This is a genomic window from Micromonospora sp. RTBAU3-60 (assembly GCF_054963695.1).
On sequence record NZ_JBUEGB010000076.1, the window covers coordinates 1 to 19,222 of the forward strand.

21 protein-coding genes are annotated in these 19,222 nt (G+C 69.3%); 10 read left to right on the plus strand and 11 right to left on the minus strand.

The annotated features are described in order from the left end of the window. The 3 genes from ACY34I_RS34970 to ACY34I_RS34980 all read left to right on the plus strand — a co-directional run. Positions 1-362, plus strand: a 362-nt coding sequence (locus ACY34I_RS34970; protein WP_462759431.1) for an RNA-guided endonuclease InsQ/TnpB family protein, incomplete at its 5' end; no start/stop codon positions are given. Continuing rightward, a complete protein-coding gene (locus tag ACY34I_RS34975; protein WP_462759432.1) occupies positions 359-610 on the plus strand; it encodes a class I SAM-dependent methyltransferase in 252 nt (83 codons plus the stop codon). The genes ACY34I_RS34970 and ACY34I_RS34975, both read left to right, overlap by 4 nt. After that, positions 568-1,188: a class I SAM-dependent methyltransferase gene (locus ACY34I_RS34980; RefSeq protein WP_462759433.1), complete on the plus strand. Its 621-nt coding sequence runs from the start codon at positions 568-570 to the stop codon at positions 1,186-1,188. Before ACY34I_RS34975 ends, ACY34I_RS34980 begins: the two co-directional genes overlap by 43 nt. Before the next feature lie 224 nt (positions 1,189-1,412). Here the strand turns inward: ACY34I_RS34980 and ACY34I_RS34985 are convergent, their stop codons facing one another. Next, positions 1,413-2,120, minus strand: a complete 708-nt coding sequence (locus tag ACY34I_RS34985; RefSeq protein ID WP_462759434.1) for a TetR/AcrR family transcriptional regulator — start codon at positions 2,118-2,120, stop codon at positions 1,413-1,415. A gap of 110 nt (positions 2,121-2,230) precedes the next feature. On the opposite strand from ACY34I_RS34985, the gene ACY34I_RS34990 reads away from it, so the two are divergent. Then, entirely contained in the window at positions 2,231-3,214 is a 984-nt protein-coding gene (locus tag ACY34I_RS34990) for an NAD(P)-dependent alcohol dehydrogenase (protein WP_462759458.1), read from the plus strand. Positions 3,215-3,471: 257 nt separating this feature from the next. Here ACY34I_RS34990 and ACY34I_RS34995 read toward each other — a convergent pair whose 3' ends face one another. From ACY34I_RS34995 to ACY34I_RS35020, 6 genes are all read right to left on the minus strand, one after another. Then, positions 3,472-3,630 (minus strand): hypothetical protein, encoded by a 159-nt coding sequence (locus ACY34I_RS34995; RefSeq protein ID WP_462759435.1) that lies wholly within the window; start codon positions 3,628-3,630, stop codon positions 3,472-3,474. A gap of 21 nt (positions 3,631-3,651) precedes the next feature. Beyond that, on the minus strand, positions 3,652-4,197 hold the full coding sequence (locus tag ACY34I_RS35000; RefSeq protein ID WP_462759436.1) for a 2'-5' RNA ligase family protein: 546 nt from the start codon (positions 4,195-4,197) through the stop codon (positions 3,652-3,654). 33 nt (positions 4,198-4,230) lie between these two features. Next, positions 4,231-4,812 (minus strand): universal stress protein, encoded by a 582-nt coding sequence (locus tag ACY34I_RS35005; protein ID WP_462759459.1) that lies wholly within the window; start codon positions 4,810-4,812, stop codon positions 4,231-4,233. Beyond that, positions 4,763-6,313: a tripartite tricarboxylate transporter permease gene (locus ACY34I_RS35010; protein WP_462759437.1), complete on the minus strand. Its 1,551-nt coding sequence runs from the start codon at positions 6,311-6,313 to the stop codon at positions 4,763-4,765. The genes ACY34I_RS35005 and ACY34I_RS35010 overlap by 50 nt, the downstream gene beginning before the upstream one ends. Beyond that, complete coding sequence (locus tag ACY34I_RS35015; RefSeq protein ID WP_462759438.1) at positions 6,310-6,825, minus strand: tripartite tricarboxylate transporter TctB family protein; 516 nt, start codon at positions 6,823-6,825, stop codon at positions 6,310-6,312. Before ACY34I_RS35015 ends, ACY34I_RS35010 begins: the two co-directional genes overlap by 4 nt. 71 nt (positions 6,826-6,896) lie before the next feature. Then, positions 6,897-7,907 carry a Bug family tripartite tricarboxylate transporter substrate binding protein gene (locus tag ACY34I_RS35020; RefSeq protein ID WP_462759439.1) on the minus strand — a complete coding sequence of 337 codons (1,011 nt, stop codon included), beginning with the start codon at positions 7,905-7,907 and terminating at the stop codon, positions 6,897-6,899. Positions 7,908-8,105: 198 nt separating this feature from the next. On the opposite strand from ACY34I_RS35020, the gene ACY34I_RS35025 reads away from it, so the two are divergent. From ACY34I_RS35025 to ACY34I_RS35045, 5 genes are all read left to right on the plus strand, one after another. Continuing rightward, a complete protein-coding gene (locus tag ACY34I_RS35025) occupies positions 8,106-8,876 on the plus strand; it encodes an IclR family transcriptional regulator (RefSeq protein ID WP_462759440.1) in 771 nt (256 codons plus the stop codon). Then, the gene (locus ACY34I_RS35030) at positions 8,873-10,081 is read left to right on the plus strand and encodes a CaiB/BaiF CoA transferase family protein (RefSeq protein WP_462759441.1); all 1,209 of its coding nucleotides are present in this window, start codon (positions 8,873-8,875) and stop codon (positions 10,079-10,081) included. The genes ACY34I_RS35025 and ACY34I_RS35030 overlap by 4 nt, the downstream gene beginning before the upstream one ends. Next, positions 10,078-10,917 (plus strand): citryl-CoA lyase, encoded by an 840-nt coding sequence (locus ACY34I_RS35035; protein ID WP_462759442.1) that lies wholly within the window; start codon positions 10,078-10,080, stop codon positions 10,915-10,917. Before ACY34I_RS35030 ends, ACY34I_RS35035 begins: the two co-directional genes overlap by 4 nt. 155 nt (positions 10,918-11,072) lie before the next feature. Next, the gene (locus tag ACY34I_RS35040; protein WP_462759443.1) at positions 11,073-11,495 is read left to right on the plus strand and encodes a VOC family protein; all 423 of its coding nucleotides are present in this window, start codon (positions 11,073-11,075) and stop codon (positions 11,493-11,495) included. A gap of 371 nt (positions 11,496-11,866) precedes the next feature. Next, a complete protein-coding gene (locus tag ACY34I_RS35045) occupies positions 11,867-13,240 on the plus strand; it encodes an FAD-binding oxidoreductase (RefSeq protein WP_462759444.1) in 1,374 nt (457 codons plus the stop codon). A 317-nt stretch (positions 13,241-13,557) separates the two neighbouring features. Here the strand turns inward: ACY34I_RS35045 and ACY34I_RS35050 are convergent, their stop codons facing one another. Then, positions 13,558-14,712: a serine hydrolase domain-containing protein gene (locus tag ACY34I_RS35050; protein WP_462759445.1), complete on the minus strand. Its 1,155-nt coding sequence runs from the start codon at positions 14,710-14,712 to the stop codon at positions 13,558-13,560. A 246-nt stretch (positions 14,713-14,958) separates the two neighbouring features. Next, positions 14,959-15,555 carry a TetR/AcrR family transcriptional regulator gene (locus ACY34I_RS35055; protein WP_462759446.1) on the minus strand — a complete coding sequence of 199 codons (597 nt, stop codon included), beginning with the start codon at positions 15,553-15,555 and terminating at the stop codon, positions 14,959-14,961. Between the two features lie 58 nt (positions 15,556-15,613). Here ACY34I_RS35055 and ACY34I_RS35060 point away from each other — a divergent pair, with 58 nt between their 5' ends. Further along, positions 15,614-16,654, plus strand: a complete 1,041-nt coding sequence (locus tag ACY34I_RS35060; protein ID WP_462759447.1) for a hypothetical protein — start codon at positions 15,614-15,616, stop codon at positions 16,652-16,654. 607 nt (positions 16,655-17,261) lie between these two features. Here ACY34I_RS35060 and ACY34I_RS35065 read toward each other — a convergent pair. After that, positions 17,262-18,539 carry an MFS transporter gene (locus ACY34I_RS35065; RefSeq protein ID WP_462759448.1) on the minus strand — a complete coding sequence of 426 codons (1,278 nt, stop codon included), beginning with the start codon at positions 18,537-18,539 and terminating at the stop codon, positions 17,262-17,264. Then, positions 18,536-19,138: a helix-turn-helix domain-containing protein gene (locus tag ACY34I_RS35070; RefSeq protein WP_462759449.1), complete on the minus strand. Its 603-nt coding sequence runs from the start codon at positions 19,136-19,138 to the stop codon at positions 18,536-18,538. Before ACY34I_RS35070 ends, ACY34I_RS35065 begins: the two co-directional genes overlap by 4 nt. Between the last annotated feature and the right edge of the window lie 84 nt (positions 19,139-19,222).

The window sequence follows — 19,222 nt, forward strand, 5'->3', positions numbered from 1 at the left end:
CCGAGGCCGAACGCACCGGCCGCGGCATCGCCCTGGAAAACCTCAGCGGCATCCGCGACCGGGTACGGCTCCGACGGCCCCAGCGGGTCACCCTGCACACATGGGCGTTCCACCAACTCGGCCAGTTCATCGCCTACAAAGCAGCCCGGGCCGGGCTGGCGCTCGTTCATGTCAATCCGGCCTACACCTCGCAGGGCTGCTCCACCTGCGGACACATCGCCAAAGCCAACCGCCCCAACCAATCCACCTTCCGATGCACGTCATGCGGCTTCGCTGAGCACGCCGACGTCAACGCAGCCCGCAACATCGCCACACGCGGTATCGCGGACTGGGCAGCCGCCAGCCTGCCAAACGCGGCGTGACCGATGCAGCCAGCACCGAACACGATCTGCAAGCTCGGCCCTTCAGCTTCAGGGCCGAGAAGCTGACCGAACCGCTCCTCGCGGCGGCCGGGATCAACCCGAACGACAGGGTGCTCGACCTCGGCTGCGGCAACGGCCAGACCACCCGGCTGGCCGCCCGGCATGCCCGGGACGGATCCGCGACAGGGTCGACCTGTCCGGCCCGATGCTGCAGACAGCGCGGACCCACGCTGCCAGCGAAGGGCTGACCAACGTCCGGTTCGAACAGGGCGACGTGCAGGTGCGCCCACTTCCGCCCGGCGAGTTCGATGTCGCCCTCAGCCGCGGTGGGCTGACCTTCTTCACCAACCCCGTGGCCGCCTTCACCAACATCGCGCACGCGCTGCGACCCGGCGGGCGCCTGGCGTTCACCTGCGCGCGAGCCGCCGACGAACAGCAGTGGTTCACCGTATTCATGACCGCACTCGTCGGCCACGTCCCGCCCACCGACCCGACGGCGTACGAACCAGGCATGTTCTCCTTGGCCGCCCCCCAACGCATCGACGAACTACTGACCACGGCCGGCTTCCATGAGGTCACCATCACCGGCCTCGACCCAGTCATGACCTACGGACCCGATGCCGACGACGCGGCTCAGCTCGTTCTCGGCACCGGACCGGCACGCGCACTGCTCGACAACGGCGACCGGCACGCCGCCACCCGAGCGCGGGTCGCGCTCACCACCGCACTGCGCACCTACGAGCAACCCGACGGCGTACAGCTGACGGGAGCATTCTGGCTCGTCACCGCCGCAACGGACACAGGCGGCCAACGATCCGTGCACTGAACGCGACGCGACCGCCGAACCGGTCGGACGCCGTCGCTCCGTCTGAGTTTCCGGAGCCAGCCGAGCCAGAACAGCCGCGCTGAGTTCTGCTGCGCGCGGCCGCTACCTCACTTTCAGGCCTTGGGTGATGTCGTAGGTGACCTCGACATCGGGGATGTCACAGGTAGCCGCCATCCGTCCGCACGGACGTGACGGACCGTAAGCGGCGCTTGGTGCTGGTCGTGTCACCGGAGTCGGCGCGAGGATGTCCAGGCATGCTGGTGCAGCCGTTCGATGCCGTCCAGCAGCAGGTCCAGCGCGAACTCGAACTCGAACTGGTCGTCGCAGCCTTGTCCCACGACGGACTCGTTGTCGTGGGATGCCGCCATGGCGATCTCCGCGAGGTGCGGGAACCGGGCGGCGGCCTCCGGTGGCAGGGCTGCCGGCGGATCGGGGTTGGTCGTGCCGGACCGGCCGGCGCGCCGGGATGCGTCGAACAGTTCTTGACTGAAGCCCAGGATCCGGCTGCCCATCGCGTGCATCACGTGGTGGGCGAGGTCGGCGGAGAGCCCGCCGGCCCGGAACGTCCCGACCATCGAGTCGAGGTAGGCGAGGATGGCCGGCGTCGCCATGTTCCGCGACTCGATCGCGAGCGGCGCCCAGGGGTGGCGCCGTAGCACCTGCCGCGCCGAGAGGATGCGCCGGCGGACGGTGTGCTTCCAGTCGGCGTCGGGCACTGGCGGGTCGATCTGGCTGACAACCATGTCGATCATGCCGTCGAGCAGTTCGTCTTTGTTGGCTACGTGCTTGTAGAGGGCCATCGGCACGACGCCCAGATCCTGGGCGAGGTTGCGCATGCTCAGGGATTCGATCCCGGCTTCGTCGGCGAGCGCGACGGCGGCAAGCAGGATCCGATCCCTGCTCAGCGGTGCCCGGCGCAGCATCTCAGCCATTTCGTCCTCGTCTTTCGGCGGCGGTTGAACCCTATCCGTCTTGACGGGTGTACGGCGTACACCTATGTTGTTCCCATGAGGTGTACGCCGTACACCCAGGGGAGGGGAAGATGAAGGCGATCGTCCAAGACCGATACGGCCCGCCGGAAACCCTTACGCTCGCGGACGTCGCCGCGCCGGTGCCCGCCGCCGGCGAGGTGCTCGTGCGAGTCGAGGCTGCGGCGCTGAACGCGTACGACTGGCATGCCATGCGTGGCGACCCATGGATGGCGCGGTTGACCATGGGCCGGTCAAGGCCCCGGGCGCGCATCCGTGGCCGCGACTTCGCCGGCCGGGTTGAGTCCGTCGGCGCCGACGTTCGACAGGTGCGCCCGGGCGACTCCGTCTTCGGTGACCTCGGCGACGCCAACGGCGCGTTCGCCGAGTACGTATGCGTGCCCGAGACTCTGGTCGCGCCAAAGCCGGCGAACCTGACGCCGCAGCAGGCGGCCGCCCTGCCGTTGGCCGGCACCACCGCGCTCATGGGACTGTGCGACGTCGGGCGGGTCGAGCCCGGCCACCGCGTCCTCATCAACGGCGCCTCCGGCGGCGTCGGCACCCTGGCGGTTCAACTGGCCAAGGCGCTCGGCGCGACCGTGACCGGGGTGTGCAGCACCCGCAATGTCGACCTGGTCCGCTCCCTCGGCGCCGACCACGTCGTCGACTACACCCGCGAAGACTTCGCCCACGACGCCCGCCGCCACGAGGTCGTGTTTGATCTGGTCGGCAACCGCTCACTCGCCGCGCTCCGGCGGGCGCTGACCCCGACCGGGACGCTGGTGCTCTCCGGTGGCGGCGTGTACCGCGGCGGCAGCCTCATCGGACCGGTCTGGCTGATCGCGCGCGGACGGCTGCTGGCGTCCTTCGTCCGACACCGCATCGTCATCCTCACGACGGCACCCAGCCGGCAACACCTCGACACGCTCCGCGCCCACGCCGAGGCCGGCCGCCTCACACCAGTCATTGACCGGACCTATCCACTCCACGAGGTACCCCAAGCCATCCGATACCTCGAAGATGAGCACGCGCGGGCGAAAGTTGTCATCACCGTCTGAGGTGCGGGCCGCGAGCCCCTTTCGTTCGGTCGCCTCCGGCGATCCCTGAGCCGACCGAGAGCCCCGGGTAGAAACATGCCTGCCCGACCGGAGACCCCGCCGCAGTCACATTGAGACCCGTCCGGTAGGGCGCTCCACCTTGTCCCCGTCCGGGCAGGCTGGAAGGTTTGACGACTGCCCGACGAGGAGATCCGCTTCCGGCCGCAATCAACCTGTCACCTGCGGTCGGCGGCTATGCCTTGAAAAGCGCGTGGTTTTCAGGCGCCGCTCCTTGGACGATCGGCGGCCCTGCGAGTGTCCGCGTCTTTGATTGCGTGCCGTACGGCCAGCCGGATTACCAGGTAGAGGGCCGCTAATCCGATGGCCCAGGTAAGGAAGAGGGTCAGCAGTTGGGCGAGCGGGGTATCGAACATCATGGCCGGCAGCGTAGACACGGTCTACGACTGCCCGGCGAGGAGATCCGCCCCCAGTGGGAACTCGCAGACGGTGCGCCAGGGGCTGAGGCCCGGCGTTCCGGTGATGAGGCGAACCATGTCGACAGCCGCGTTGATCGGCAGTTGCGCGGAGACGGTTTCCGCGGCGTGGCTCAGTGCGGGCTTGGGGGCGTCCTGACCGATGGTCAGGTGCGGCACCACGTCGGTGTGCGCCCCAGCATATGGGGTGGTCTCGGGAAACCGCTGCCACACCGCCGCGGTGAGGTCCCGGAACGGACGATCTGGCTGCGGTGCAAGCCATACGACCGTGTCACCGAACCAGCCGATGTGCGTCAGCGCAACGTCGAATCGCGTTATGCCGGCAATAGTCTTGCGCAGCACTGCCAGGGCCTGTTCGTTGATCTGCTGCGGAGGCAGAAACGGGTAGAGGACGGTCACGTGCGCCGGCACGCCCCAGGAGGCAGCCGGGTCGAGAGATTCCCGAAACGGGCCTACCGCTTCCTCGGCCTCGGGTATCGGCACGATGAGCGCCGTCTGTGTCGGCTCCATCCCGGCAGTCTCCCGATCATGGCCGGTGCTGGTCTACGGAGTTTCGCCAGCGGCGGTGGTCAGGGCCGTGTCGGCCGTCCTCGTGCAGGTGGTCGCTGGCATGGTGATGTCTCCCTTTCGAGGGGAGGGCTTCGCTCTGTGCGATGGCTCCGAAACCTCGAACGGAGGCAGCTCGACCTGACACCACGAGCGCTTGTCAGACCGGGACAGTTCGTGCCCGGTGGTGTCAGGCTCGCTGCTGTGCCGGAGCCCGATGACGACCAGTGCCGCATTCGTCTCTTCTACGGCACGCAACAGCTCCTCTGAGGGTTCTCCCCGGCCCACCTCCTGTACCACCCGATGCTGCCTTCCGACTCGGCGAGCAGCCGTTGGAGTTCGTTGAGGTGCTGGCGGCTGGCCAGGTTGCGGTCGACGTAGGCGTCGCCGCGGCTGACGTTCACGACATACAGGGAGCCCGTTACGCAGGTGAGCCTCTTCCACGGCGGCGCGAACTGCCGCCTCGCCGGCTGGAGTGGGTGGGTAGCCGACGACGATCGTGGTGTCCGGAGTTGGCTTGGCCGTCCTCTCAGTCCTCGTCGGCGAAGGCGAGCCTGCTCGTGCCCTCGACGGGTCGATCGCGCAGTCGGGCCACCACCTTGGGCGCGTAGGGGAGCAGCAGCGCCAGTAGGGCGAGCGCCAGGATGGCGACGGTGAGCGGCCGGTGCAGGAATACGGTCAGGTCGCCGTTGCCGATGCTCAGCGCCCGGCGGAACTGGTCTTCGAGTTCCGGCCCGAGGATGGCGCCCAGGATCGTGGGTGCGATCGGGAAGTCGAATTGGCGCATGATGAAGCCGACGATGCCGATGGCGTAGGCGATCAGAATGTCGGTGATCGCGCCGGAGACGGAGTAGATCCCGAGCGTGGCGAACACCAGGATGCCGGCGTAGAGCAGCGGCCGTGGGATCTCCAGCACCTTTACCCAGAGCCGGATGAGCGGGAGATTCAGCGCGAGCAGCATCACGTTGCCGATGAACAGCGATGCGATGAGCGCCCAGACCAGGTCCGGGGACTTGTCGAACAGTTGCGGTCCCGGCTGCAGGTTGAAGATCTTGAACGCTGCCAACATCACCGCAGCCGTCGCGGAGGTCGGCAGGCCCAGCGTCAGCAGCGGCACGAGTACGCCGGAGAACGAAGCGTTGTTGGCGGCCTCCGGCCCGGCGACGCCTTCGATGGCGCCCTTGCCGAACTCCTTGCGGCCGCGGGACCGTTGTTTCTCGTAGGAGTACGACAGGAAGGTCGGCAGTTCGGCGCCTCCGGAGGGCAGCACGCCGAACGGGAAGCCGAAGGCGGTGCCCCGCAGCCAGGGCGCCCAGGAGCGGTGCCACTGGTTGCGGCTGAGCCACATGAATCCGCCGGATGCGGGCTCGAGCGGGGTCACCGAGCCCGGCCGGGTGCGGCCCTTGACCAGGACGTACAGCGTCTCGCCGATCGCGAAGAGGCCGATGATGAGCAGCACTGAGTCGATCCCGTTGAACAGCATCGGGCTGTCGAAGGTGAAGCGGGGCTCGCCGGAGACGCCGTCGAGGCCGATGAAGCCGATCGAGATACCGAGCAGCAGGGACGCCAGTCCACGCACCAGCGAGCGGCCGACCAGGGAGGTCACCGTGACCAACGCCAGGATCATGAGCGCGAAGTAGTCGGTGGCACGGAACGAGATGGCGATGCCGGCCACCGGCTTGGCGACGAGAGCGAGCAGGACGGTCGAGATCAGTGCCGCCACGAAGGAGCCGATCGCCGCGGTTGCGAGTGCGGCGCGGGCCTGCCCGCGTTTGGCCATCTCGTGGCCCTCGATGGCGGTCGCGACGGACGCCGACTCCCCGGGCGTGTTGAGCAGGATCGACGTGGTGGACCCGCCGTACATGGCGCCGTAGTAGATGCCGGCGAACATGATGAACGCGGGGATCGGGTCGTCGAAGTTGTAGGTGACCGGTAGCAGGAGAGCGATGGTCACCGCCGGGCCGATCCCGGGCAGCACGCCGACCAGCGTGCCGAGTGTCACCCCGATCACCGCGAACAGCAGGTTCTCCGGTGACAGGACCGTCCCGAATCCCCCGAGCAGCTCAGCGAAGGAGCTCACAGGCCCAAAACCCCTTCCGGGAGATGCACGCCGAGGGCGCGCGTGAAGGTGAGATACACGAGCAGTGACAGCGCGACCGCGACGATCAGGTCACGGAACCATTGGCGGGAGCCCATGGCCCGGGACGCGCCCAGGAAGAACAGGCTGGTGGCGATTACGTAACCGAGCGGGTCCAGCAGGTAGGCGTAGATCACGAGCAACACCACCAGGGCGGCCGCGCCCAGCATGTGGGTGAACCGCTCGGCCGGCAGGTTGTCGGCACGCCTGACAAGCCGGGAGACCTGCTGCCCCAGGTAGATGAGCGCCAGCACCGTCCACAGCGACGCGACTACGAAGGGCATGAATCGCGGACCGCTGGGCTCGAAGCCGCCTCCTCTGATCTTGAAGGTCTGCGTGAGCATGAGCACGCCGAGGGCCAGCATGACCAGTCCCACCAGGAGCGGACCGACCGGCGAGCGCCCGGCCGCGCTGTGCTCCTCGGCACCCGGCTGGTCGGGCTCCGCTTCGTGCACCGCGATCTCCGGGTCCCGTACGGTGGAGCCCCCGCGGCCAGGGGCTCCGCCGTCCGTCGGGTTCGGGTGACTCACAGCCCGAGGTCCTTGTACAGCTGCTCGACGCGCTTTGTCTCGCCCTCGATGTACTGCTGTGCCTCGTCACCGGTCTTGTAGAAGTCGTCCCAGCCGTTGGTCTTGAGTACGTCCTTCCACTCCTGGGTTTCGTGCAGCTTGTCCACGAGGTCGGTGACCGCCTGCTTGTCCTTGTCGGAGAGGCCCGGTGCGGCGACCACGGCGCGCCAGTTGCTGAAGTCGACGTCGTAGCCGGCGTCTTTGAGGGTGGGGGCGGGCTTGCCCGCGACCTCCTGCGGCGTTGCGGTGCTGATGGCCAGCAGGCGCATCTTTCCGGACTCGATCTGGCTCTCGAACTCGCTGACGCCGGAGACCCCGACGCCCACGTCGCCGGACAGGATGCCCGCGGTGGCCTCACCGCCGCCTGAGTATCCGACGTACTTGAGCTTGCTCGGATCGGCGCCGGCGGCCTTCAGCAGCTGGCCGGTGACGAGGTGGTCGGAGCCGCCGGCGCTGCCGCCGCCGAACGTGACCGACGAGGGGTCCTGCTGGTAGGCGCTGACGACGTCCTGGATGGTCTGGTACTTCGAGTTTGCCGGCACGACGAAGGCCTCTGCCTCGGCGGTGAGGGTGGCGATCGGCGTGGTGTTCTTCAGGGAGACCGGCGAGTTCGCCCGGGTGAGCGCGCCGATCATGACCAGTCCGGTCATCATCAGCGCGTGCGGGTCGCCCTTCTCCTTCTGGAGCTGGGCCAGCCCGGTGGCGCCACCGCCGCCCGCGACGTTGAAGACCTCGACCGGTTTGTTGGCCAGGTTCTTCTTCTGGATGACCTGCTGCATGGCCCGAGCGGTGGAGTCCCAGCCACCGCCGGCCGCCGCCGGCACCATGAAGTTGATCGTCTTGGACGGGTACTGATCCGATGACGACCCGCCGGCGTTCTGGCCGCAGGCCGCCAGGGCGGTGCTCAGGGCCAGACCCGCCGCGATCGCGGCAGTACGTCGAGTAGCCGGGCGCCGAACCGCACGCATGGCCTTCCTCCTCAGGGGTGATGGTGCTGGTGGGGGTGGGTGAGTGCCGTCACGCTAGCGCAAGCAAACCGCTGTGTGAACCCCTCGGACCGCGCAATGGTTTGGAGATCGAGAAGGCCGAGTTGTCGGCCAGGCTTGACTCGCTTAAACCATCTGACGGTATGGTCGTACCGCCACGCAGTTGATCCAGGAGGCGTTATGGTCCGGTCCGACGAGACGGAACCGCACGACGGTGGGGTGCGCAGCATCGCCCGCGCCATCGACGTGCTGGCGCTGTTCGACACCACGCACCCGACCCGTACACTCCGGGACCTGGTGGCCGCCACCGGCCTGCCGAAGACGACCGTGGTCCGGGTCTGCGCGACCCTCGAAGCCCGTGGCCTGCTGCTCCGGCCTGGTGAGACGACCTACGCGCCAGGGCCGGCCTTCCTCAGGTGGGCGCATCTGGCAGCGTCGCTCTGGGACGTGTCGGACCACACCCGCGCGATCATGCGCGAACTTGTCGACCGATGCGGTGAAACCGTGAACGTGTACGTCCGGCAAGGCACGGAGCGGGTCTCGATCGCGCAGGAGGAGGGCACCGCGACGGTACGCAGCGTCGTGCCGCTCGGCGTACCGATGCCGTTGTCACGCGGCGCGACGGCGCGCGTGCTGCTGACCGGTGCCCCGACCGGGCTGCTGGAGCGACTCGTTGCGGCGGAAGGCCTCGACCCGGAGGCCCTCGCCCGCACGGTCGCGTCGACACGCGAGACCGGGTACGCCTTCAGCCACGGCGAACGTGAACTCGGAGCCTCCGCGGTGGCCGCCCCGATCGTGGCCCACGACGGCCGGGTGCTCGCCGCCCTCTCGGTCAGCGGCCCCACCTCGCGGTTCACCGCCGACCGCATCGCCGCCTACGTCGACGCGGTGGTGACCGCCGCCCGGCGGATCAGCGACCAGGGGCTCGGCAGCGTGGAGGCTTTCCTGTGACCGGCGCACCCCTGCTCTCCGGGGTCCGTGTGCTGGACCTGACCAACGTGCTGGCCGGCCCCTTCGCGGGCTACCAGCTCGCCCTGCTGGGCGCTGACGTCATCAAGGTGGAGGTGCCCGGCACCGGTGACCTGGCCCGCCAGTTGGGCGCCGACGCCGAGCTGTCGCGGCAGGGACTCGGCATCTCGTTCCTCGCTCAGAACGCCGGGAAGCGCTCGGTCACCGTGAACCTCAAGAGCCCGGCCGGCCGGGAGGTCTTCGAGCGACTGCTGGCCGGCGCCGACGTGCTGATCGAAAACTTCCGCCCCGGCGTGCTGGAACGGCTCGGCTTCGGCTGGGAGCGGCTGCGTGAGCAATACCCGGGGCTCGTCTACTGCGCGGTGTCCGGATTCGGCTCGACCGGCCCCGACAGCCGGCGACCGGCCTACGACCAGATCATCCAGGGGCTGTCCGGCATCATGAGCGTCACCGGAACGCCGCAGACCGCGCCCCTGCGGGTCGGTTACCCGGTGTGCGACTCGATCGGGGGCCTCGCCGCCGCGTTCGCGGTGGCAGGCGCCCTGGTACGCAAGCAGCGAACCGGCCAGGGAGCCTTTCTCGACGTGAGCATGCTCGACGCCGCGTTGAGCACCATGGGCTGGGTGGTCTCCAACTACCTGATCGGTGACCGTGAACCCGAGCCGATGGGCAACGAGAACCCGACGTCGGCTCCCTCCGGGGCGTTCGCCACCGCCGACGACATGCTCAACATCGCCGCGAACCGGCAGGAGCAGTTCGAGACGCTCTGCTCCGTTCTTGGCCGCGAGGAACTGCTCGCCGACCCGCGCTTCCGGACCCGGGAGGACCGGAAGCGGCACCGGGAGGCCCTGCGGGAAGAGCTGGAACTGAGCCTGCGGAAGCGTCCGGCCCGAGAGTGGGACGAGCTGCTGGCCACCACCGGGGTGCCGGCGGCCCGGGTGGTATCGGTCCCCGACGCACTGGCATCCCACCAGGTCACTCACCGTGGGCTGGTCTCCGAGGTGCCGTCCCCCGCAACCGACGGCGGCAGCCTCAAGGTGCTCGGCCTGCCCACCCACATCGACGGATCCCCGGTGAGCCCCAGCAGCCGGCCACCGCTGCTCGGCGAACACACCGACACGGTGCTCGCCGAGTTCGGGTTCGGAGCAACGGACATAGCCAGGCTCCGGGCGGAGGGAGCCGTATGACCGACGCACACGCGGCAGCGCGCGCCCGAGTCACCACCGCGGACGCCACCGCCTGGTGGTCAACCGCGGTCTCCGACATTGAACCGGGAGTCATCCGGCTGCGCGGCTATCCCGTCGAACAGCTGATCGGCTCGGTGTCCTTCCCCGCCATGGCCTATCTGCTGCTGCGCGGCGAGCTACCGTCCGTGCCACAGGCCGAACTCCTCGAGATGGCCCTGGTCGCCGCCGTGGACCATGGCCCGCAAGCCCCCTCGATCGCGGCCGCACGAATGGCCGCCACCTGCGGGGTCGGTCTCAATGCAGCGGTGGCCACCGGTGTCAACCTGCTCGGCGATGTGCACGGCGGCGCGGGGCAGCAGTGCCTGGAACTGCTCGACGCGCTGGTCGCCCGCGCCGACCTCCCCCTCGAAGAGGCCGTCTGCGACCTCCTCGCCGACTTCCGAGCCCGCAAAGCCCACGTACCCGGATTCGGGCACCGGTTCCATCCACGTGACCCACGCCGGGATCCGCTGCTTAACGCAGTAGCGGAGCGAGTCGCGGCGGGACACCTCGCGGGTAGCCACCTACGCGCCGCCCAGGAGATCGAGCGCCGGCTGAGCGAGGGCCGGTCGCGCCCGGTACCGATGAACATCGATGGCGCCACGGCGGTGGTCTACGGAGAACTCGGCTTCGAGCCCGAGCTGGCCCGCGGCCTGTTTGTTCTCTCCCGCTCGGTGGGCATCCTCGCCCACGCCTGGGAGGAGCGCGGCTCAGGGCGACGGATCAAGGGCCCGCTACCACCGCCACTACTCGCGGACTACGACGGCCCGGCTCCCCGTGACATACCTTTACCCTGATCCCAACATCCATCAGGGAAGTACGTACGGGGGACCGGCCAGACAACCGAACTGCCTCCTGACCATGGCGTGGGCAGCAAACAGCCGGCCTAATGTCGACATTCGGACATTGGCTGATGCAGGGTTGGAGCGGATCGAGCCGAAGGAGTGTTCACATGTCCGTGCGTCCCGCTGTCCACCTGGCCATACCCGTCGACGACCTGGAAGCCGCACGCCAGTTCTACGGAGATGTCCTCGGGCTTAGCGAGGGACGGTCCACCGGACACTGGGTCGACTGGGACCTGCACGGCCACCAGTTGGTGACCCATGTGGTCTCCGATGGCCCTGCGCCTGCCGGGAGCAGCGAGGTCGACGGGCACGCGGTGCCTATCCCGCACTTCGGGCTGCTGCTGTCGACCGAGGATTTCCACGCGCTCGCCGACCGGCTCCGCAGGGCGGGTACCCAGTTCGTCATCGAGCCTTATCGCCGCTTCCCCGGCGAGCCGGCGGAGCAGTGGACGATGTTCCTCCACGATCCGGCCGGCAATGCGCTGGAGTTCAAGGCGTTCCGCGATGAGTCCCAGGTCTTCACGCGATGAGGCGGGTGCTGGTAACAGGGGCTTCGCGCGGGATCGGCCGGGCCGTGGCCCTGGCGTTCGCCGAGCGCGGCGACCGCGTGGGAGTGCACTACGCACCACCGTCGAGCATGCGTCGCCCACCCCATCCGCCCGGCGGCAACGGCTTGACGTCCCCGGAAGCCCAGCCCGCGACGCCGCCGGTCGGCCGTATCCCGGTCGGCGGCGCGCGGCGAGCTGGGCGGCCGAACTCCACGAACAACGCCCACTAAGGGTCCGGTTCCAGACAGCGGCATCCGCGTGGCGCTGTTAGCGTCGCCGCCACCCCCCTCGGATCCCCGCCAACCGTCACACCTCCTGTACGGCGGGGGGCCGCTGCCTCGTCGGGAGCCGCAATGACCTCGATCAACGCCAGCGCCGACGTGGCTCGGGCCACTGAGCGGCTGCGCCCCGTGTTCGGTGACCGGCTGCTGCTGCCCACACACGATGGATTCGCGTCGGCCAGCCGGATCTGGAACTGTGCGGTCACGCACCGGCCGGTCGCAATCGTCCGGTGCCTCGACAACGACGACGTACGCGCCGCCGTGCTGACCGCCCGCGAATGCGACGTGCCGCTCTCCGTACGCGGCGGGGGCCACGACTGGGCGGGGCGGGCGCTGCGCGACGGCGGGTTGGTGCTTGACCTGTCCGGCATGCGGCAGGTGGCGGTGGATACCGGGGCGGGCACGGCCACGGTCGGGGGCGGGGCGCACATCGGCGATGTTTCCGGCGCTGGGCGGCAGCACGGCTTGGCCACGCCCACGGGGACCGTACGGACGGTCGGGATGGCCGGTTTGACCCTCGCCGGCGGTTACGGTCCACTTTGCGGGCAGTACGGGCTGGCGGTGGACAACCTGCTGCGCGCCGATGTCGTGCTGGCCGACGGCCGCCTCGTGACCGCCGGCCCAGACGGCGACGCTGACCTGTTCTGGGCCTTGCGCGGCGGCGGCGGCAACTTCGGTGTGGTCACCAGCCTGACGTACCGGCTGCACGAGCTGCCGACCGTGCTGGCCGGGATGATGCTGTTTCCGTTCGCCCAGGCGGCCACCGTGCTGACGGGGTACGGCGAGATCGTGGCGACCACCGCCGACGAGGCGACGATCATGGCGGGATTCCTGCCCAACCCGGACGGGCCGCCCCTGGTGTTTCTCTGCCCCATGTGGAGCGGAGCTGACCTCGCCGAGGGCGAGCGGCTCATCGCGGGGCTGGAGCGGCTGGGCAACCCGGTCATGAGCCAGATCGCCGCAACGCCGTACCACGATGCACTGAGCATGTTCGACGGCGCCATGCGTGAGGGCAACCATTACCGGCTGCGTACCCGCTGGCTGTCTCACCTGTCGGAGGCCGCCGCCGAGGAGCTTACTGACGCCGCCGCGCAGAACGCCTCACCGTACTCGGCCATCTCGATGCACCACTTCCACGGCGCCGCCGCCCGAGTGGGCCAGGCCGAGACCGCCTTCGGACTGCGCACGGACCACCTGCTTGTCGAGATCGTCGGGGCGTGGGCGCCGGAGGACGCCGAAGCGGGGTACGGCGACTGGGCCGACCAAACGTCGCAACGGTTGGCGCCGCTTGCGTTGCCCGGCGGTTACCCGAACCTGCTCGGCGCGGATGAGCCCGAGCGGGTTCCGCCGAGTTACGGCCCCAACTACGAGCGGCTGGTCAGCGCCAAATGCCGCTACGACCCGGACAACATCTTCGGCTCGGCCGTACCGACCCTCGCGTTCTAGCCCTCTCGATCAGCCGCCCCCGCTGACTTTGCCGATGCGCCTTCTGAGCCTCTTCTTGCCACGGTGACCGGCGGACGCATGCCAAAAGAGAGCCACACCAAGACCGGCGGTGGGTAGCCGATGAGAGAGCGACCCCCGGTCACCTCGACCTAGCCTGACCGAGCCAAGGTCGTAATACGTGGTTGCCGGAGAACCTTTCCGATTGATCCCGACGCATTGGTGCCTTTATCAACACATCCACCCCCGGTCGACGACGCCACGAAGATCCTCGCCGCCGCCGACCGGGTGTACAGCGAACTGCCGTCTTTCGATGACCGTCAGCCGCAGATCATGTCGTCGAGCAGTGCCATTTCCCGCTGCATGACTGCCGGCGCACGGTCCGGGTCGGCCAGCACGGTGGCCAGGTAGAAGACCGTCGAGCGGTGCCCGTCCGGGGTGACCGCGTTGAGCGTGCTCATTCCGGGCATGTCGCCGAAGTGCGCCCAGTAGCCGCCGCACCGGTTGGGTATCCACATGATGCCCAGCCCGTAGGCGATGCCGGGCCGGATGTCCTGGACCGACTCGGCCAGCACGGTCTGGTGCAGCTCGGCCATCTGTCCCGGCCGCAATAGCTGGCCGCGCGCCACCGCCTGCCAGAAGCGGGCCAGGTCGGTGGTGGTGCTGACCAGGCCGCCGGCCGACGCCGCAACGGTCGGATTGAAGACGGTCGTGTCGACCAGCGGCCCGCCCGGCGCGAACTGCTGGTACCCCTCGGCGTGCGGCTGGGGCAGGGCCGGCCGGTCACCGGGGTAGAACGTATGGGTCAGGTGCAGCGGCATCAGGATCCGGGAGCGCACCTCGGTGTACCACGGGTGTGCGGTGACCCGTTCGATGAGCATCCCGGCCACGAGGTAGTTGGTGTTCGAGTAGCTCCAGTGCGTCCCTGCGGCGAACAGCGGCGGGTGCCGCATCGCCATCGCCACCAGCTGCGCCTCGGTGTCGTGGTCGAAGCGGTGTGCCAGGAACTCGTCGGCCGACTGCAGCGCGACGAGGTCGTCGGTGGAGTCGTAGAGGCCGCTGGTGTGCTGCAGGATCTGGCGTACGGTGACGTGCCGGCCGTCGTTGCCGTTGCCGTTGACGACACCGGGCAGCCAGCGTTCGATCGGGTCGTCCAGCCCGATCCGGCCCTCGCCGACGAGTTGGAGCAGCACCACCGACACGAACGTCTTCGTGGCGCTGCCGATCCGGAAGTACCCGTTGACCGGCATCGGCGCGCCGGTGTCCAGGTCGGCCACGCCGCTGCGGGCCACGGTCACCCGGCCGCCGTCGCGGACCAGGCCCTGCGTCCCGGATACGCCGAGGCCGTGCAGATCGTCGAGGCCCTGCTGTAGCACGGTGGCCGTGGACCGGTGATCCGGGGCCGGCGGCGCGGCCGCTCCGGCCCCACCGCCGACCGCCGCGGCCAGCATCACGCCGGCCGTCGCGGCCGCCACGACCGTCCGCCACCTCACTGCCCTCCGGACTGCGGAACGTGCGCTCACATCGGGGCTCCTTTCGGGAAAGCGACTGTGCCCCGACCGTACGAAGAGCTTCGATGCCCGCACCAGCCGGAAAACCCGAAAGCCGACAGTGGGGCTAGCCCCACTACCCGACAAGAAGACCGCGTAGCCGAAACCGGGCCGTCTGCGGGGTTAACCGCCGGCCGAGGGTGAACTGGAATCGCTCGGCCGGCAGGTCGGTTAGTCGGTCACGCCCCGGCCGCGGACCAGCGGCAGGAAGATCTCGTCGACGATCTCGACCAGGACCTCGTCGGGCACAGCCGGAACGCCGCGCAGGGCGTACTCGCCACGCAGCAGCATCATCGGCAGCGCCGCCACCCGCGGCTGCACCGCCTCCGGGGGTGCCTCGCCGCGGGCCACCGCCCGGCCCAGAAGGGTGAACCAGGCGGCGTTCATCGCGCCGCCGCCGGCCTGCTCGCGCAGTAGCTCCAGCAGGGCTGGCTCGTCGGCGGCCGCCGCCAGGAGGTCGCGCAGGATCGCCCCGCGGGGTGAAGACCAGGTCGCGTTGGCCCGCCGCAGCAGCTCCAACGCGTCGCCTCGGAGGCTGCCGGTGTCCGGCGTCGGGGTGCGGGCGTCGGCCAGGTGCTTGTAGGCGGCGATGCCGAGCGCGGCGCGCTGCGGCCAGCGTCGGTAAATCGCGTTCTTGTTCGTGCCGGCACGCTGGGCGACCTTGTCCATGGTCATGCCGGCGTAGCCGGAGGCGGTCAGTTCCTCGGCGGCCGCGCGCAGGATCGCCTGCTCCAGCTCCGCACCCCGCCGCCGCCGTTCCACTGCCACGGTACGCATCGTACGCTAACTGGTGTACGGTACTGCCCGTACCTTAAAGGGGGTAGCAATGCGCGCTTGGGGCGTCACCTACGACACCGGCTTCACCAACATGGGGACCACCACCCACGAACCCTTCGACCCCGACATTGTCGCCAAGGACATGCGGATCATCCGCGACGACCTGCACGCCGACGCCGTCCGGATCACCGGCGGGGTCGCCGACCGTCTGGAGATCGCCGCCCGGCACGCGGTCGCCGCCGGCTTGGAGGTCTGGTACTGCCCGTTCACCAACGACCTGACCACCGACCAGTTACTGGCGTTCCTGCTGGACGCCGCCGAGCGCGCCGAGCGGATCCGGCGGGAAGGGGCGAACGTGCGGTTCCTCACCGGCTCGGAAATCAGCATGATGACGATCGGGCTCATGCCCGGTGACACCCTGACCAAGCGGGCGGCCGTCCTCACCGACCCGGCGCGGGTCCGCGAGGTCCTCCCGGGCGTGCAGCGAGAGACCAACGCGCTTCTGGTCCAGGCCGCCGCGGGCGCCCGCGGGCGGTTCGGCGGCCTCATAGGGTACGCGTCGCTCCCTATGGAGTCGGTGGACTGGACGCCGTTCGACTTCATCGCAACCGACGCCGGCTACCGCGACGCCAGCAATGCCGCCGCCCTACCCGCGAACCTCGCCACAATGACCTCCCAAGGCAAGCCGTTCGCCATCACCGAGTTCGGCTGTGCGCCCTTCAACGGAGCCGCGGACCGGGGCAGCCGCAGCGACATCATCGGGTACGACGAGCGCACCGCGCAGGCCGTCCGGCTCACCGAGACCGTCGAGCGCGACGAACCCGAACAAGCTGCCTACCTGCGCGATCTCCTCGACGTCTACGACGCCGGCGGCGTGGACACCGCGTTCGTCTACACCTTCGCCTCCCGGCACCTGCCCACCTCAGAGGACCCCGAGCGGGACTTCGACCTGGGCAGCTTCGGGATCGTGAAGGTCCTCCCACCCGGCCGCACCGGGACCGCCTACCCAGGAATGCCGTGGGAGCCCAAGGCCGCCTTCTACTCCCTGGCTGAGTATGGCCGCGCCCGGGCGAGCGCGTCCCCGGTCTGACGCGGCTCCGGAAGGTCCGCGCCGAGGACGTGCTGCTGCCGCGGCCGCCTGTCCTCGGCGCTCCCGGGCGGAGCCCGCCCACGCAGCGGCGCGGGGCCAGGTCGCCGCTGGCACGGCGGTCACCGGTTCGCCCGTCCGGGCGAGAAAGATCGCCGCCTCGGCAAGCGGACGTAGCTGGCGAGCAGCCAGGATCAGGGTCATAACGACGCCGACAACGGCGCCGGCGTCCATCCAGAGCACCCGGCTGGACGGGTGATCAAGATTTCCCATCGTTGCTTAGACGCGCAACCGCCCAGCACGGTTGCCGGACACCTTCGCATCATGGTGCGGCGCATCGGACGAGCGGCCTTCGCGCCACCCCGAGAGGTACGAGGGGCCCACCGGACCACTCGTCGTAGCCGCGATCCGCTCGTCATGCAGCGTGACTCGACGCCGGTGAGTTGCCGCTCGAAACTGCCGAGAAGAATGCGTGTTTGATCTGGGTATGGGACGTGGGGGATTGGTTGTCGAAAATAACGCCCAGCCCCAACCAACCGCCGAGGCGGCGTAAGCGCAGACCGGCATCCGCCCGGTTCCCTGTTCCGGCCGGCCGCCAGCGCCGGCGCTGTCAGCGGTGCCCGTGGGGTAGTTCGGCGCTGCGGAGTGCCGGGCTCAGCAGGCTGATCACGCCGCCGCATGCGGCTAGTGCCGCACCGGCGGCGAAGGCCGCTCGGGGGTCGAGGGCGTCGACGATCGAGCCGGTGAGGGCGTAGCTGATGGGGATGCCGCCGTAGCTGGCCAGGCTACTGAGGCTGAACGCTCTGCCGAGATAGCCGGTGGGTGCGTATGCCTGGAGGAGGGCGAGGAGGACGGCGCTGGCCACGCCACCGCCTGCTCCGAGTAGCAACGCGGCGGCGAGCGCCCACTGCCGCGTGGGTGCGTAGCCGATTCCGGCGAGGGCGGCGGCCATGGTGAGGCTGAGCATCGCGTAGGCGAGTCCGGCTCGTGGGATCCGGCCTATCACGACGAGTGTCAGGGCGGCTAGGGCTGCGCCTGCGCCGAATCCTCCGATGATCAGGCCGACGCCTGCTGCCTGCCACCCGCGGTCGTGTACGAGCAGCGGGACTCCGACGTTGATCGGGCCGCTGAACCCGAACTCGGACACCGCCGCCGCGACAAGGGCCGTGCGTAGCAACGGGGTTTGGCGCACTACCCGGAGTCCGTCACGAACATCCGCGAGGACGGTCGTGGGCTGTCGCTCATCCTCTGTGACGTCCGGGGCGGGGATCGGTCGCAGGCGGATCATCGCCAACACGACGACCGAGACGGCGAAGCTGACCGCGTTGACGGCGAACGCCGCAGGGACGCCGTACGCCGCGACAACGGCCCCGCCGAGGGGAGCTCCGAAGACGATCGCGGCGCGCTGCACGACCATCCGCATGCCCTGTAGCCGGGCCAGCTGATCGGCGGCGACGAGGCGTTGCGGCAGAGCGCCCACGGCAGGCAGGAACATCGCGTCGACCATGCCGAAGACGATGGCCACGGACACCAGCACGATGAGCGACGGGCTGGTCGCCGCAGTGATCACGGCTGCGGCGGCCATGACCGCGCCGCGGAGGATGTCACTGCCGATCATGAGCCGACGGGCGCCCCAGCGGTCGACGAACGCCCCGCCGATGAGCAGCAGCACCAGCCGGGGTACCGAACCGGCGGCGAGAACCATGCCGGCCCCGCCGGCTCCGGTGGTCTGCACGGCTGCCCAGGCGAGCGCGACGAAGTAGACCTGATCGCCCAGCAGTGAGATCGCGAAGCCGGCGAGCCAGCGCAGGACGTTGCCGTCGCGGTACGGCGGCACGCCGGGTACGGCGGTGCCGGCCGGCATCTGGACTACGCCGTCGCGGGTCATGGCGTGAAGGGGAAGCCGTGCATGATCAGCATGACGTGTTGGCGAGGATCGGCCGACTCCGTGGGCTTTGCCTTCTGGTCGCGCTGCTGTGCGGCTGCGCGTCCGTGCTCGTGCCAGCGGGCTATCACGTCCTGGAGTTCGGCGTGCATCTGGTTCAGCTCGTCGGCGGTCAGTTGCAGGAGGGCGTCGCTGGAGAATGCGGCGTCGGACCAGTCGGGGCCCCAGGCGGGCTCTTCGTCGATGAACCGCTCGAGGCGGCTGAGCTGGTGGGCGAGCATGTGGCGCTTCACGGCGACCGACACGGAGCGCGATTGCGGGTCTTCGGCGAACTGCGACGCGGTCCAGCTGAACCCTTTGCCGCTGGTGCGCCACCACCGCTCGCGGCGGTCGCCGGAGCGGCTCTCTGCGGTCTCGATGAAGCCGTGTGCTGCCAGCTCGCGCAGGTGGTAGCTGACCAGCGACACCGACTCGTCGACCAGTCCGGCCAGCCGGGATGCTGTCGCCTCCTGCTCGGTGGCCAGGGCATAGAACAGCCGCAGCCGCAGCGGGTGGGCGAAAACCCGCAGTTCGGTGAGGTCCCTGATCCGTCGCGCTTCCATGACGCAACCGTAGATATTCAAAGAATTTTGTGCAATATGGCTTCGCATCGCCCCCTGTCGGATCACTCGTCAACGCGCCTCATG

Excerpts from the sequence above, each read along its gene's own strand:
- ACY34I_RS35035 (WP_462759442.1), top strand. The coding sequence starts at position 10,078 with ATGACCGACGCACACGCGGCAGCGCGCGCCCGAGTCACCACCGCGGAC.
- ACY34I_RS34980 (WP_462759433.1), top strand. The coding sequence starts at position 568 with ATGCTGCAGACAGCGCGGACCCACGCTGCCAGCGAAGGGCTGACCAAC.
- ACY34I_RS34995 (WP_462759435.1), bottom strand. The coding sequence starts at position 3,630 with ATGATGTTCGATACCCCGCTCGCCCAACTGCTGACCCTCTTCCTTACC.
- ACY34I_RS35000 (WP_462759436.1), bottom strand. The coding sequence starts at position 4,197 with ATGGAGCCGACACAGACGGCGCTCATCGTGCCGATACCCGAGGCCGAG.
- ACY34I_RS35060 (WP_462759447.1), top strand. The coding sequence starts at position 15,614 with ATGCGCGCTTGGGGCGTCACCTACGACACCGGCTTCACCAACATGGGG.
- ACY34I_RS35040 (WP_462759443.1), top strand. The coding sequence starts at position 11,073 with ATGTCCGTGCGTCCCGCTGTCCACCTGGCCATACCCGTCGACGACCTG.
- ACY34I_RS35025 (WP_462759440.1), top strand. The coding sequence starts at position 8,106 with ATGGTCCGGTCCGACGAGACGGAACCGCACGACGGTGGGGTGCGCAGC.
- ACY34I_RS35020 (WP_462759439.1), bottom strand. The coding sequence starts at position 7,907 with ATGCGTGCGGTTCGGCGCCCGGCTACTCGACGTACTGCCGCGATCGCG.
- ACY34I_RS34990 (WP_462759458.1), top strand. The coding sequence starts at position 2,231 with ATGAAGGCGATCGTCCAAGACCGATACGGCCCGCCGGAAACCCTTACG.
- ACY34I_RS35045 (WP_462759444.1), top strand. The coding sequence starts at position 11,867 with ATGACCTCGATCAACGCCAGCGCCGACGTGGCTCGGGCCACTGAGCGG.
- ACY34I_RS35065 (WP_462759448.1), bottom strand. The coding sequence starts at position 18,539 with ATGACCCGCGACGGCGTAGTCCAGATGCCGGCCGGCACCGCCGTACCC.
- ACY34I_RS34985 (WP_462759434.1), bottom strand. The coding sequence starts at position 2,120 with ATGGCTGAGATGCTGCGCCGGGCACCGCTGAGCAGGGATCGGATCCTG.
- ACY34I_RS35070 (WP_462759449.1), bottom strand. The coding sequence starts at position 19,138 with ATGGAAGCGCGACGGATCAGGGACCTCACCGAACTGCGGGTTTTCGCC.